Source organism: Streptomyces sp. HUAS MG56 (genome assembly GCF_058673395.1).
Genome location: NZ_CM178722.1, coordinates 1,755,969 through 1,768,750 on the forward strand (window position 1 = coordinate 1,755,969; position 12,782 = coordinate 1,768,750).

Consider the following 12,782-nt stretch of genomic DNA (forward strand, 5'->3'; position numbering starts at 1 on the left):
TCCCTCGTGATTCAAATTTGAATCACGTGAACCGCCCACGCCTGCTCGGGAGGACGCCATGCGCGTCGCGATCACCGGGTCCACCGGACTCATCGGCTCCGCTCTCACCCGCTCGCTGCTCGCGGACGGCCGCCAGGTCGTCCGTCTCGTCCGCGACCGGTCCGCCACCGCTCCTCGGGACGGCAGCGAGACCGCCCACTGGGACCCGGTCGCGGAGCGGGTCCAGCCCGGCGCGCTGGACGGAGCCGACGCCGTCGTGCACCTGGCCGGCGCGGGCGTCGGGGACAAGCGGTGGACCTCGGGGTACAAGCGGGAGATCCTCGACAGCCGGGTCCGGGGCACCACGGCCCTCGCGCGTGCCGTGGCCGCGGCCGCCGCCCCGCCCCGCGTCCTGGTGTCCGCGTCCGCGACCGGCTACTACGGCGACACCGGCGAGCGGATCACCGACGAGAGCGGGCCGGCCGGGGACGACTTCCTGGCCTCCGTCTGCGTCGCGTGGGAGGCGGCCGCCGACCTCGCGCGGCAGGCCGGCGTCCGCGTGGTGCACCCGCGCACCGGGCTGGTGGTCTCCGCCGAGGGCGGCGCGTTCGGCAGGCTCCTCCCGCTCTTCCGGCTCGGGCTCGGCGGCCGGCTCGGCTCCGGCGACCAGTACTGGCCGGTCATCTCGCTGACCGATCACATCGCGGCGCTCCGCTTCGCCCTCGACACCGAAGAGCTGTCCGGCCCCGTCAACCTCACGGCCCCCGAGCCGCCCACGAACCGGGAGGTGACCCGGGCCCTGAGCCGCGCCCTGCACCGCCCGGCGTTCGCGGCGGTCCCCGCCGTCGCCCTGCGCGCGGTACTGGGCGAGTTCGCCACGAGCATCACGTGCAGCGCCCGTGTCGTCCCCGGCGCCCTGCAGAAGGCGGGCTTCTCCTTCGCCCACCCGACGGTCGGCGAGGCGCTCGACTCGGCGCTGCGCACGGCCGGTTGAGGCCCCGGATCGGCGCGACCCCGACGCGGGATTCCGGCCACGGGCGGGTATGTCCCCACCTGCGCCGCGTGCGGGAACGCCCGGCGCGCGGGACCATGGTCGTCCCGCCATACGGCGCCGGGTCCCGGCGGAGGACCGGCGGCAAGGGCGACAAGGAGGATGCCGTGTGCCGGCTGTTCGGACTGACCAGCTCCCCCCACCGCACACACGCCACGTTCTGGCTGCTGGACGCCCCCGACAGCCTCAGCGCACAGAGCCACCGCGAACCCGACGGCACCGGACTGGGCTACTTCGAGGCCGACGGGACGCCCGAGGTGCACAAGGCCCCGATCGCCGCCTATGAGGACCGCGCCTTCGCCCGGGAGGCCCGGGAGGCCGAGTCGGCCACCTTCCTCGCGCACATCCGCTACGCCTCCACCGGCGGCCTTGACATGCGCAACACTCACCCCTTCGAGCAGGAGGGGCGGCTGTTCGCGCACAACGGGGTGATCGAGGGGCTCGACGAACTCGACCGCCACCTGGGCGAGGACCGGTCCCTTGTACGCGGCGACACCGACTCCGAGCGCTTCTTCGCCCTGGTCACCCGGGAGACCGCGGCGCACGGCGGCGACGTGTCCGCGGGCCTCGCCGCCGCGGCGCGCTGGGTCGCCGAACACCTTCCCCTGTTCGCCCTCAACATCGTCCTCACCACCCCCGACGAGTTGTGGGCCCTGCGCTATCCCGCCACGCACGAGCTGTACGTGCTGCGCCGCCCGGCAGGCGGTCACCATGGCGCGCGGCACCTGGACCACGCGGGCCGGCACGGCCATCTGCGGGTCCGCTCGGCCCGGCTGGGCGCGCTCCCCTCCGTCGTCGTGGCCAGCGAGCCGATGGACGAGAGCCCGCTGTGGCGCCTGCTGGATCCCGGTGAACTGCTCCACGTCGGCCCCGACCTGCACACCACGAGCCGGATCGCCCTGCCCGACGCACCGGCCCATCCCCTCACTCTGGCCGATCTCCGGCCCACCGCGGCCGCCTCGCAGCGTCCCGCATAGCGCGGGCGCACAACGGCGGCACGCGGGCTGCCGTACGGTCGGGGCATGCACACGACTGGAGAGGGCACGACGGTTCCCGGTACGGCAGGGCCCGTCGTCTACCGGCCGGCCCGGCCCGGCGACCGCGATGCCCTGGCAGGCGTCGACTCCTCCTTCAGCACGGACTCCGTGTACGAAGTCACCGTCACGGAAGGCGGGTTCGGGCTCCGGCGCATCCCCGTCACCCCTCCCCTCCACAAGACCTTCCCGGACGACGAGCCCGACGAGCCCGCCGCCGACGACGACACGGGTCCGAGCCGCACGATGGTCGCCGTCGCCGGTACCGAGGTGTGCGGGTTCGTCACGGCCGCGTTCGCGCCGTGGAACGCGCGTCTGACCATCCGTGACATCGAGGTGGCACCGGCCTGGCGGGGCAAGGGGATCGGGCGGAACCTGATGCGACTCGCGCTCGGCTTCGCCCGGGAGTGCGGGGCGGCGCACATGTGGCTGGAGGTCAGCAGCGTCAACGCGCCCGCCGTCGGCGCCTACCTGCGCATGGGCTTCACCTTCTGCGGGCTCGACACCTCGCTCTACGACGGCACGGAGTCCGCCGGTGAGGTGGCCCTCTTCATGTCCCGCCGGGTGGACCGACCGGCACCGGAGCTCTGGCCCGGCCCACCCGTCGGGGACCTGGCAGTTGCACTCGCCCACCTCGACGGCGAGCGTCAGGGTATGTCGACGCGCGGTGACTGCACGAAGCCCTGGTAGCCGTAGTGGCCGTTGATGGTGGCCCAGAAGCCGGCCTGCACCACGTACTTGCCGGGAGCTATCGAGAGGTAGCCCGGCTGGAAGGCCCAGGGTTGCTTATTCCAGCCGGCGCAGTGGAGGTCCGCGACCTCCGTTGTGGAGCCGTCCGGGTTGACTCGGAGAACCTGGGCGCAGACGTCGATGTTGAGCCCGGCGGGGTCGCTCACGTAGGTCCAGCCGTTGAGCCGACCGTCGATGGTGGGATAGGCACAGGGCGACAGGGTCACGCCGGCAGCCACGGGTTCCCACGCGCGGCAGCCACCCCAGTCGGTGGCGGAGGCGTCCGGCGCTGCGACCAGCCCGCCGAGCAGGGCTGCGCTTGCCAGAGTCAGGGCTGCCGCCCTGGTGCCGAGTATTCGTCTCATTTCTTCTCCGGGTGATTGTTGCTGGGACAAGGGCTTCGGTTTCATCGCTCAGGACGACGGCGGCCCGGACGTCTTCGTGCACTTCCGCGCGAACGGGGCCGCACTCTTCGTCCGGGCCTCAGTCGTCTTCGGTCGGCTCGGCCGACTCCGGCTGCGTCTTCGACGGCTGTGTCCGCCGTGGTCGTCCTGACATCAGATTGCCTGTACACCCTTCAGACCTTGGATTCACGTCGGCCAGACGTTCCGAGGATGTCTCCGGCCTGGCTCAGGGCGCAGTCCACGGGATCTGGCTCCAGTTCCTGTCGTTGCAGCCTGCGTACGGCCCGGCCACCTCGCTGCCATTGTTGTAGTTGTGCGCGGAGCTCCACGCCACGCAGCCGCTGTTGTCCAGTTCGGCGCCCGCGCGCCAGATGTTGTCCGACGCGTCGGTGTGGGGCTTTCCCCAGTAGGCGAACAGAGGGTTTCCAGGAGTGGAGTTCAGCACGCCGCCGAAGTGCGGCTGGCCCCCGTCGATGCTGTCCGACTCCACGCCGAACACGACCTGGCGGCCAGGGTGTGCCAGCATGAAGTTCGTGTTCCAGTCCCAGCGGCCGTAGGTGTAACCGTTGCAGGTGCTGTACCACTGCGAGATCCAGCCGGCGGTCATCCCGTTGGCGCCGTAGGGCATCTTGTCGCCGACTTGGAACGAGGTGCAGGCGGTGCCGGCCCTGGGCTGGGTTTGGGCGGCGCCGGCGGTGCCGCCGAGGCCGATGGTGGCGACGCCGGCGAGGGCGACGGTGACGGCTCCGAGGGCGACGGCGCGCTTGGCCTTCCCGAGTTTCAGCATGCGTGTGCTTCCCCCTGTGTGAGTGGAGGCCCTGGTGAGGGGCCTTGGACGGTCTCCGCCATTCGTCCGCGCATCAGCGTGCCTGTGCACGGACAGCCATGGGAACCGCGGGCGGGTTGCGTTCCGTCGTGAAACTAGGCTCATCAACGCGTGGTGTGGAGTGTCGAGTTGCACGGTGAAGAGGGGGTTCCGGTGCCAGAGTGCACAGCGAACCGGCCATCCGACGCCGGAGCAAACCCCCGGATCAGGTCGAACCCCTACACCACACCCGACCTACCCACAGCCCAACTGTCCGGGCCCAGCAGGGAACTGTGCTTGCTGGTCGACTACCGCGAAGACCTGGTCGCCGAACGCACGGGCATCATCAACCGGATGCGCGGGCATCTGCACGAACTCGACCCCCGTCCAGGCGAGACCTCGGCCGCCTCACACGGTGAACTCCCGTATCACCACGTCCCGGAAGACGGCCGTCCCGTCGATGGTGAACAGCGCCAGTCCGGTGTCGACGAGATAGGGGAACGCCTCCGTGGAGTGCACGTACCGCCCGTCGTCCACGAACATCTCGACGGACGTTCGGTCCACCAGGATCCGCAGCGTCACCATGCCTGCGGACGGGTCGAACGGTGTGTGGCTCTCCTGCCACTTGCCGGAGGTGTCGGGGTTGACGGCACCGCGCCGGTTGAGGAATGCGAAGTCTCTGTAGATTCCGGCATCGATGTGCCGGCTGCCGTCGGCGGAGCGGCGCAGTTGCAGGCCCGCGCCGGTGAGCTGGTTCCAGGTGATCCGGCAGGTCAGCTCGTAGGCGGTGCCGGTGTAGTCCAGTGCGCGGCTGCCGTTGACCTCGATGTCGCCGAGGTTCACCGTGCGCGAGACGTGGTCGTCCAGGGCGGCGACGGGTTGTGAAGCGAGGTAGTACGCGCCGGAGGCTGTCCGCTTCAGCGTCACCTCGCGGACGATCGAGTCGGTGCCGTTGAAGCCGTCGCAGTCGATGGTGGGCGTGGTGCCCGCGTAGTCCCAGTCGTTCAGCCAGCCCATCGCGTACCGGGTCGCGGGGTCGGTCGAGCCGTCGGCGAGACGCTTCTCGAAGGTGACGGCGCCGTACCAGTCGAAGCCGTGGTCGAGCCACTGCGGGTCGGTGGCGTCGGCGGTGAACGTGCTGCCGTCGAAGCTGCCGGTCCAGTAGGCGTACGTGTTCGGCAGCCCCGAGCCCTTGCCGTTGGCGCTCACCCCGAGCACCCACTTCGCGGTGCCGTCCGCGCTGGTGATCCGGAACAGGTCCGGGCACTCCAGCGCGCCGAGCCCCTCCTTGACGAAGTCACTGACGGACGTCCACTTCTTCAGGTCGTCGGAGTGGTAGAAGCCCACCTTGGTGCCCTCGGCAAGGGCCATCACCCAGCGGCCGCGCTCGCCGTCGCGGATCACCTTGGGGTCGCGGAAGTCGGCCCCCGCACCCGGACTGGGCAGCACCGGATCGGTGCCGTAGTTGGTGAAGGTACGCCCCTGGTCGGTGGAGTAGTACAGGAACTGCTCCTGGCGGTCCGTGCCGCCGCCGGGCGACATGGTGGCGATGACGATGACCGCACCCGCCCCGAATCCCGCGGTGTTGTCCGCGTCGACCACCGCCGAGCCCGACCAGACGTCGCCGTTGGGGGTCGTGTCCTTCGGTACGGCGACGCCGCCGTCCTGGAACGTCACCAGGTCGGTGCTCGTGGCCAGGCGCCAGGCCGTGCCGACGGCTCCGGTGAAGTAGTCCGCGTTGTACAGGTAGTAGTAGTGGTACTTGCCGTTGATCCAGACCGGGCGCTGCGGGTCGTTCTTCCAGCCGTCGGGGACCGTGTGGTGATATTCGGCGCGGTAGCTGGCGCAGCCGGCCGTCACCTTCGGCCGCGCCTTTGCGGGCTTCGGCGCGGCGGTGGGCGTGGCGGCGGCCCCCGTCGCGGGCAGCATCGCGGCCGCCACCCCTACGGCCGACCCTGCGAACAGGGCTCTCCTGGACATCTCAGGCATCACACATCGTTCCTCTCGTGAAAACGGCGGCTCATGTGAAGCAGGACTGTGCGACCTAACTCGTTAAAGGTCAAGCGTTCACGACTCTTGACACGGCCGTGACGCGCTTCACATCATCTGGGCATCAACCCTGATCTAACACGAGTTAGGCACGTTGGATGACCGACTCGCACCTCACCCGCCGCACGCTGCTGCGGTACGGCGCCTACGGGGCGGGAGCCGCCGCCCTGGCCGGCACCGCCGCGAGCTGGGACCGGCTCACCGGGGCCGACATACCCGGCCGCGACGACGGCTCGCTCGTCGTCGCCACCCTCGGCCCGGCCTACGGGCCGGAGGCGATCCGCACGCTCACCGAGGGCTTCCGGAAAGCGCACCCGGACATCAAGCTCCGGATCAACGCGGTGCAGGCCGTCGACTGGTCGGACTTCTTCGCGAAGATCCTCACCCAGATCGCGGCGGGCACCGCCCCCGACCTGGTCTACGTCGCCACCGAGGGCGTCCAGCTGTTCGCCCAGCGGCTCGGGGTCCCGCTGGACCGCTGGGTGAAGCGTGACGCGGCGGAGCTGAAGGAGTACTTCGCCGATGTCCACCCCTCGCTGGTGGAGTCGATGATGTACGAGGGGCATCTCTACCAGCTGCCGGTCGAGTTCAACGCGGCCGACATGTACCTCAACCGGCAGGTGCTGCGGCGGGCGGGCGCGGACTTCCCGGCGCCGGACTGGACCCGCGACGACTTCACCGCGCTGCTGCGGGCCATGAAGAAGTCCAGCGGCTCCCAGTTCACCCCGTACTTCTGGACCAACCGGCTGTGGGGCGGCGTGGTGCCCTGGCTGTTCAACAACGGCACCAACCTCCTCGCCGAGTCCAAGGCACCCGGCGGCGCCTGGCTGTGGGACTCCTTCTATCCGGCCGCCGAACGCAGCGGCCGCGGCGGCGGCTTCCGCTGGACGACCCCGCAGGCCACGGACGACCGCGTCGAGGAGGCGTACGACTATCTCGCCTCCCTCATCCAGGAGAACCTCTGCACCCGCCCCGAGGGCGGCAACGGCCAGAACCTCGTCGGCGTCTTCTCCACCGGCCGCGTCGGCGTCACGCCCGCGGGCGGCTTCTGGGCGGGCGGACTGCACCTGGCCGGCATGAAGGCCGACGCCTACGACGTCCAGTACTTCCCTCGCCGGCGCACCCAGCGCATGCAGTTCGGCGCCGCCGGCTACGCCCTGCTGCGCACCTCCAGGAAGCAGGACGAAGCCTGGGAGTTCATCAAGTACGCCGCCCGCAAGGACACCCTCACGGCGCTGTTCGACACCAACCAGACGACCCCGGCGCGCCGTTCGATGCTGACCGCCGGACGCTACAAGGAAACCGGCCCGGCACGCTGGCCGGTCTTCTACGACACCCTCGACAAGTACCCCGACACCGGGCCGATACCGGCGCCGCCGCAGGTCGCCGAGGTGACCGAGGTCCTGCTGAAGTACACCGGCACCGCCCTGGCCTCCCCGCGCTCGGTGCGGCCCGCGCTGCGCCGGATGCAGGGCGACCTGGAGAAGGCCATGGAGCGTGGGGTATGACGAGCACTCAGATCACCACGCCCGTGCGGACGCCGGCACGTACGTCGCCCGCCCCGCGCACCTCCCCCCGAGACCGCGGAACCCGCCTGCTGGCCACGCTCTTCCTGGCACCCACCATCATCGGCATCGTCGTCTTCACGGTCGTACCGATCGTCGGCTCGGTCGTGCTCAGCCTGTTCCGCTGGAACGTCATCGACTCCCCCAGCTTCGCCGGGACCGCCAACTACCGTGAGGTCTTCGGCAATTCGACCGTGCTGGTCTCCTTCCGCAACACCCTCGTGTTCATGGTGTTCGCGGTCGCGCTGCAGCTGCTCATCGCGCTGGCACTGGCGCTCGCGCTGAACGGGCGGATGCCGATGTGGCTGCGTTCGGTGTTCCGCTCGGCGTTCTTCTTCCCCCTGGTGCTGTCCGCCGCATCGATCTCGGTAGTGATGAAGTACCTGTTCAACCAGGACTTCGGGGTGGTGAACTGGCTGATCGGGCTGGTCGGGATCGCCCCGGTGCCGTGGCTGACGTCCGAGAATTCGGCGATGGCGACGGTGGTCATCGTCTACGTCTGGCAGCAGTTCGGCTTCTCGTTCCTGCTGTTCGTCGGCGGCCTGAACAACATCCCCAAGGAGATCCACGAGGCGGCCTCCCTCGACGGCGCGACCGGACTGCGGGGGCACCTGCACATCACGCTGCCGCTGCTGTCGCCGACGCTGCTGGTGGCGACCGTCGTCGGCGTGATCAACGCGCTGCAGGTCTTCGAGCAGCCGTACGTGCTGACGAACGGCGGACCCGGCGACTCCACCCGCACCGTCGTGATGGTCATCTACGAGACCGCGTTCGAGCAGCTGCGCTTCGGCGAGGCGTCCGCGGTGGGCGTGCTGCTGTTCGTGCTGATCATGGCGGTGACCGCCCTCCAGTTCCGGCTCAGCCGGCGTTTCGTCCACTACCAGTGAGCCGGGTGAGTCCCTTGAGCCAAGCAACCCTGTCCCCGAGCCGCGCCCGGTACACCCTCGGGCCGTGGGCACGCATCGCCGCCCTGACCGTGTGTGCGCTGCTGACCCTCGGCCCGGTCATCTGGACCGTGTCGACCTCGCTGCGCACCCCGGCCCAGTCCTTCGACCTGCCCCCGAAGATCATCCCGATGCATCCCACGGCCGCCGCGTACCGCGGGGTGTTCGACCAGCTCGACGTGTGGCTGCTCGCCCTCAACTCCACCCTGGTGACGGCGCTGATCGCGATCGGCCAGATGATCACGGCGGGACTGGCCGGGTATGCGTTCGCGCGCCTCGAATTCCGTTTCAAGAAGCCCCTGTTCGGGCTGGTGCTGGCGACGATGATGGTGCCGTTGCAGGTCACCATCGTGCCGGTGTTCCTGGTGCTGAAGTCGATGGGCCTGACCGACACCCTGCTCGGCCTGATCATCCCGGCCTTCCCGACCGCGTTCGGCACCTTCCTGATGCGCCAGTACTTCCTGGGCATGCCCAAGGACCTGGGCGAGGCGGCCATGCTGGACGGCGCCGGGCCCTGGCGGATCTTCCGGTCCGTGTACGCGCCGCTGGCCGCGCCCGGCCTCGCGATCGTCGGCGTGCTGGCCTTCAACTACCACTGGAACGAGTTCTTCCGGCCGCTGATCCTGGAGACCTCCGGCCAGAACTACACACTGCCCCTGGGCCTGGTCTCGCTCCAGGGCAACCTCGGCACCGGCTCCATCTCCGTCGTCCTCGCCGGTGTCGTCCTGTCCATGCTTCCCGCCGTCGCGGTGTTCGTCGTCGGCCAGCGTCCTCTGCGCGAGGGCATCACGTCCGCAGGAGTCAACCGTTGAACCATGACCCCAACGCACCGCGTTTCAGGGTCCGCCCGCCCGCCGGCTGGACGAACGACCCCAACGGTCCGTTCCGTTGGCGGGACCGCTACCACCTCTTCTACCAGCACAACCCCGACGCCCCGGTGCACGCGAACGTCCACTGGGGCCATGCCTCCAGCCCCGACCTGGCGCACTGGGAGCACCACCCGATCGCGCTCGCCCCGACACCCGGCGGCCCGGACGAGGCCGGCTGCTGGTCCGGCTGCGTGGTCGACGACGACGGCGTACCGACCGCCGTGTACACCGGCGTCGACCGCCACCACGCCGGCCTCGGCTCCATCTGCCTGGCCCGGGCCGTGGTCCCCGACGACGAGACACTGACCGACTGGAAACCGCTGCCGACGCCTGTGGCGGCCGGTCCGCCGGCCGGCCTCGACGTGGCGATGTTCCGCGACCCGTTCGTGTTCACCGACGGCGGGCGGCGATGGGCGCTGGTCGGTGCAGGACACGCCGACGGCACACCGTCGGTCCTGCTGTACGACTGCGACGACCTGACCGACTGGCGGTTCGCCGGAGTGCTCCTCGACGGCAACGACCCCGTGGCGGCCGGGTTGTTCGGCGATCGGGCCGTCGGCTGGGAATGCCCGCAGATGTACGCGACGGCCAGTGGGGAACGGGTGCTCGTGGTATCGCTGTGGGACGGGGACCCGTGGACCACAGGATATCTGACGGGACGTCTGCATCCTTACGGTGACGGCGAGTTGCGATTCGAGGCACGGACCGGCGGCCGGCTCGACCACGGGCGGGACTTCTACGCGCCCGCCGTGCTCCAGGAGCCGGACCGGGCCCTGATGTGGGGCTGGTCCTGGGAAGCTCGCGAGCAGGGCGAGGTGGACCTCGCCGGGTGGGCCGGTGTTCTCACCGCGCCGAGAGAGGTGGACGTGCATCCGGACGGCACGCTGCGCGTCGTACCGGCGAAGGAGCTCGAACTGCTGCGCGCGCCCGAGCCGTTCGTCACCGCACCGGGCGGCCGGGTACCGCTGCCGCAGTCGTACGACCTCACCGTCACCGCACACGGACCCACCACCGTGAGCCTGCTGCGGTCCGCCTCCGGTGCGGAGGTGACGGTGCGGCTGGACCCGGACGCAGGCACCGTGACGCTGGATCGCGGTGACCGGCCGCGCACGCCTGTCGACGCGTCGGCGCCGATCGTGGTGCGGACGCCGGGCAGGCGGCTGCGAGTGCTCGTCGACGGTTCGTTGTTCGAGCTGTTCGTCGACGATCGGGCCACGGTCACCGAGCGTGTCTACCTGCGCCCCGACGACGTGCCCGAGCTCGTCGTGTCGGGGGCGGCGACCGCCGTCACGGGATGGGCGCTGGCCCCACGGACGCACGACTGATCACCGGGCAGGCGATGCGCCGCGTGGTGGCCGGCGGGGTGCGTCCGGTTTCGATGGAGTCGAGGAGGAGCCGGGCGGCAGCCTCGCCCATCGCGCGGTGCGGGAGAGCGACCGTGGTCAGGGGCGGGGTGAGGAACTCTGCCATGTGCTCCTGGTCGTCGTAGCCGACCACCGACAGATCGGCGGGGACGGCGATGCCGAGGCCGGTCGCGGCGTGCAGGACGCCCGCCGCGACCCGGTCGTTGTAGCAGAAGATCCCGGTCGGGCGGCGATCCGCGGGCGCTCCGTCGAGGATCCGCATCGCGCCCTCGTAACCGCCGGAGATCTCGCCCCCGGTGCGCAGGACCCACTCCTTGGGGACCGTGATCCCCTCGACGCGCAGGGCGTCCCGGTAGCCGCGCAGCCGCTCGACGGAGGCGATGTCGTCCTGGCCACCGACCACGGCGACCCGATGGTGCCCCTCCTCCAGCAGGAGCCGGGCGGCGGTGCGACCTCCGGCGCGTTCGGCGGGGATGACGGAGGGCAGGGAGTCGTCCTCGGGCAGGCAGTTGGCGAGGACGGAATGGGTGCGGTGCAGGCCCTCGGGGACGCGAACCCTGCGTAGCGACATGGCGGCGTAGATGATGCCGTCCACGCGTCGGTCGAGGAGTTCGGCGACGGCGGCGTCCTCCTTGGCCGGGTCGCCGCCGGAGTCCACGGTCAGGACGAGGTGCTCGCTGTCCCAGGCGGTCTCCATCGCGCCGCGCAGCAGCCGGCCCGCGAAGGGTGAGGACGCGATCTCGTCGGTGACCAGGCCGATCACGGCCGTACGACGGCGGCGCAGGCCGCGGGCCACGGGGTCGGGGCGGTAGCCGAGCTGGGCGGCCGCCTGGCGGATCCGCTCCTGGGTGGCGGGCGAGAGATTGCCCTCGGCGCGCCCGTTGAACACGAAGGAGACAGCGGTGTGGGACACCCCGGCGAGCCGGGCGACGTCCCGTGACGTGGGACGCCCGGACCCCGTCGACTGCTTCTCCTCCGTGCCGCCCATGCCGCGCGCTGCCCTCATCCCCGCCCGTCCGGTTGATCACTGCTCACCCTATCCGTGACGCACGATGTACAACACAGTCGAGGGAGGTCCCGTGGCGATCAGCAGCCCGACGCACACCGCGTCCTCCCAGGTCACACCGTGCGGCGCGGGGAGGTCGGGCGGCGGGGTTGTCGGATGATCACCAGCAGGCGATACTTCTACAGACCTGTAGATCGAGCGTGGAGGCAGTCCTGATGTTCGGCTTGAGCGAGCTGGCCGTGATCCTGGTGGTCGTGGCCGTGATCGTCGGCATACGCAAACTGCCGGAGCTGACCCGGTCGGCGGGCAAGGCGACACGGATCTTCAAGAGCGAGGCCAGGGCGCTGAGGGACGAGGACACAGCGGAGCGCCGTACGCATCGGTGACGAGACCGGAGTGACCCGGCTCACCGGATCAAAACTTGCGCAACCTCTAAACTGTGCGCCGTGGACACTACCGAAGTGACGGGTTGGGAGACCGCCGTGCTCGCGGGCGGGCCGGCGGACGGGCTGCGGATGAAGGTCTCCGACCGGCCCCGTGTGATCCAGGTGACGTACCCCTGCAAGGTGGAGGCCGCCTCCCCCGACGGTGTACGGGCGGAAGCCGTGTACCTGTACCGCCGCGACTACAGCGTAACCGCCGAGCCCCTGCGGTACGGCTTCGACGTCGCCAGTCCCTGACCGGTGCGGGCGGGCGTGGCTCAGTCGGCCGGCCGCGCCTCGGTGACGGGGGCGGTGGCCGACTGAGTCGCACCGTCGTCCTTCATGGCTTTGGCCTCGCTCTTGAGGATGCGCATGGACTTGCCCAGCCCGCGCGCCGCCTCCGGCAGCTTCTTCGAGCCGAACAGCACGATGACGACGATCGCGACGATCAGCAGGTGCCAGGGTTCCAGTCCGTTGCGCAGCATGACGCCCGCCCCTCTCCAGATACGTTTTCCAGATTTCCGTTTTGCGCAACTATACGACCGTGCGCAAGTCCCCCCG

14 protein-coding genes and 1 pseudogene are annotated in these 12,782 nt (G+C 70.3%); 10 read left to right on the top strand and 5 right to left on the bottom strand.

The features are described 5' to 3' along the window. Positions 1-58: 58 nt before the first annotated feature. The 3 genes from AC4OXY_RS08570 (at position 59) to AC4OXY_RS08580 (ending at position 2,754) form a co-directional block, all read left to right on the top strand. Positions 59-973 (top strand): TIGR01777 family oxidoreductase, encoded by a 915-nt coding sequence (locus AC4OXY_RS08570; protein WP_491993591.1) that lies wholly within the window; start codon positions 59-61, stop codon positions 971-973. A 164-nt stretch (positions 974-1,137) separates the two neighbouring features. Further along, positions 1,138-2,007 (top strand): class II glutamine amidotransferase, encoded by an 870-nt coding sequence (locus tag AC4OXY_RS08575; protein WP_491993592.1) that lies wholly within the window; start codon positions 1,138-1,140, stop codon positions 2,005-2,007. Positions 2,008-2,052: 45 nt separating this feature from the next. Continuing rightward, positions 2,053-2,754 (top strand): GNAT family N-acetyltransferase, encoded by a 702-nt coding sequence (locus AC4OXY_RS08580; protein ID WP_491993593.1) that lies wholly within the window; start codon positions 2,053-2,055, stop codon positions 2,752-2,754. On the opposite strand, the gene AC4OXY_RS08585 is transcribed toward AC4OXY_RS08580, so the two are convergent. After that, positions 2,712-3,158, bottom strand: a complete 447-nt coding sequence (locus tag AC4OXY_RS08585) for a hypothetical protein (protein WP_356023999.1) — start codon at positions 3,156-3,158, stop codon at positions 2,712-2,714. The two genes, AC4OXY_RS08580 and AC4OXY_RS08585, sit on opposite strands and share 43 nt — an antisense overlap. On the opposite strand from AC4OXY_RS08585, the pseudogene AC4OXY_RS08590 reads away from it, so the two are divergent. Then, a pseudogene (locus AC4OXY_RS08590) lies at positions 3,157-3,267 on the top strand (cold-shock protein); the annotation flags it as partial. The gene AC4OXY_RS08585 and the pseudogene AC4OXY_RS08590 overlap by 2 nt on opposite strands. Positions 3,268-3,423: 156 nt before the next feature. Here the strand turns inward: AC4OXY_RS08590 and AC4OXY_RS08595 are convergent. Together AC4OXY_RS08595 and AC4OXY_RS08600 are read right to left on the bottom strand one after the other, a co-directional pair. Next, positions 3,424-3,984 carry a hypothetical protein gene (locus AC4OXY_RS08595; RefSeq protein WP_356023997.1) on the bottom strand — a complete coding sequence of 187 codons (561 nt, stop codon included), beginning with the start codon at positions 3,982-3,984 and terminating at the stop codon, positions 3,424-3,426. 426 nt (positions 3,985-4,410) lie between these two features. Beyond that, the gene (locus tag AC4OXY_RS08600; protein WP_491993594.1) at positions 4,411-5,991 is read right to left on the bottom strand and encodes a glycoside hydrolase family 32 protein; all 1,581 of its coding nucleotides are present in this window, start codon (positions 5,989-5,991) and stop codon (positions 4,411-4,413) included. A 158-nt stretch (positions 5,992-6,149) separates the two neighbouring features. Here AC4OXY_RS08600 and AC4OXY_RS08605 point away from each other — a divergent pair, with 158 nt between their 5' ends. The 4 genes from AC4OXY_RS08605 to AC4OXY_RS08620 are packed head-to-tail and all read left to right on the top strand — an operon-like array spanning position 6,150 to position 10,754. After that, a complete protein-coding gene (locus AC4OXY_RS08605) occupies positions 6,150-7,559 on the top strand; it encodes an extracellular solute-binding protein (protein WP_491993595.1) in 1,410 nt (469 codons plus the stop codon). Then, positions 7,556-8,503 (top strand): carbohydrate ABC transporter permease, encoded by a 948-nt coding sequence (locus AC4OXY_RS08610; RefSeq protein WP_376288105.1) that lies wholly within the window; start codon positions 7,556-7,558, stop codon positions 8,501-8,503. Before AC4OXY_RS08605 ends, AC4OXY_RS08610 begins: the two co-directional genes overlap by 4 nt. Before the next feature lie 14 nt (positions 8,504-8,517). Continuing rightward, the gene (locus AC4OXY_RS08615) at positions 8,518-9,372 is read left to right on the top strand and encodes a carbohydrate ABC transporter permease (RefSeq protein ID WP_362822844.1); all 855 of its coding nucleotides are present in this window, start codon (positions 8,518-8,520) and stop codon (positions 9,370-9,372) included. Beyond that, entirely contained in the window at positions 9,369-10,754 is a 1,386-nt protein-coding gene (locus AC4OXY_RS08620; RefSeq protein WP_362822843.1) for a glycoside hydrolase family 32 protein, read from the top strand. Before AC4OXY_RS08615 ends, AC4OXY_RS08620 begins: the two co-directional genes overlap by 4 nt. Here the strand turns inward: AC4OXY_RS08620 and AC4OXY_RS08625 are convergent. Continuing rightward, positions 10,717-11,781, bottom strand: a complete 1,065-nt coding sequence (locus AC4OXY_RS08625; RefSeq protein ID WP_356024270.1) for a LacI family DNA-binding transcriptional regulator — start codon at positions 11,779-11,781, stop codon at positions 10,717-10,719. The two genes, AC4OXY_RS08620 and AC4OXY_RS08625, sit on opposite strands and share 38 nt — an antisense overlap. 233 nt (positions 11,782-12,014) lie before the next feature. On the opposite strand from AC4OXY_RS08625, the gene AC4OXY_RS08630 reads away from it, so the two are divergent. After that, complete coding sequence (locus tag AC4OXY_RS08630) at positions 12,015-12,185, top strand: twin-arginine translocase TatA/TatE family subunit (protein ID WP_356023983.1); 171 nt, start codon at positions 12,015-12,017, stop codon at positions 12,183-12,185. A gap of 60 nt (positions 12,186-12,245) precedes the next feature. Further along, positions 12,246-12,479, top strand: coding sequence for a hypothetical protein (locus AC4OXY_RS08635; RefSeq protein ID WP_356023981.1), 234 nt, complete (start codon positions 12,246-12,248; stop codon positions 12,477-12,479). A gap of 20 nt (positions 12,480-12,499) precedes the next feature. Here AC4OXY_RS08635 and tatA read toward each other — a convergent pair whose 3' ends face one another. After that, entirely contained in the window at positions 12,500-12,706 is a 207-nt protein-coding gene (tatA, locus tag AC4OXY_RS08640; protein WP_356023979.1) for a Sec-independent protein translocase subunit TatA, read from the bottom strand. Positions 12,707-12,782 lie beyond the last annotated feature (76 nt).

Bases quoted from the DNA above. Each gene is read 5' to 3' on its own strand.
- AC4OXY_RS08595 (WP_356023997.1), bottom strand. From the start codon at position 3,984: ATGCTGAAACTCGGGAAGGCCAAGCGCGCCGTCGCCCTCGGAGCCGTC.
- AC4OXY_RS08605 (WP_491993595.1), top strand. From the start codon at position 6,150: ATGACCGACTCGCACCTCACCCGCCGCACGCTGCTGCGGTACGGCGCC.
- AC4OXY_RS08585 (WP_356023999.1), bottom strand. From the start codon at position 3,158: ATGAGACGAATACTCGGCACCAGGGCGGCAGCCCTGACTCTGGCAAGC.
- AC4OXY_RS08580 (WP_491993593.1), top strand. From the start codon at position 2,053: ATGCACACGACTGGAGAGGGCACGACGGTTCCCGGTACGGCAGGGCCC.
- tatA (WP_356023979.1), bottom strand. From the start codon at position 12,706: ATGCTGCGCAACGGACTGGAACCCTGGCACCTGCTGATCGTCGCGATC.
- AC4OXY_RS08610 (WP_376288105.1), top strand. From the start codon at position 7,556: ATGACGAGCACTCAGATCACCACGCCCGTGCGGACGCCGGCACGTACG.
- AC4OXY_RS08630 (WP_356023983.1), top strand. From the start codon at position 12,015: ATGTTCGGCTTGAGCGAGCTGGCCGTGATCCTGGTGGTCGTGGCCGTG.
- AC4OXY_RS08600 (WP_491993594.1), bottom strand. From the start codon at position 5,991: ATGCCTGAGATGTCCAGGAGAGCCCTGTTCGCAGGGTCGGCCGTAGGG.
- AC4OXY_RS08570 (WP_491993591.1), top strand. From the start codon at position 59: ATGCGCGTCGCGATCACCGGGTCCACCGGACTCATCGGCTCCGCTCTC.
- AC4OXY_RS08625 (WP_356024270.1), bottom strand. From the start codon at position 11,781: ATGGGCGGCACGGAGGAGAAGCAGTCGACGGGGTCCGGGCGTCCCACG.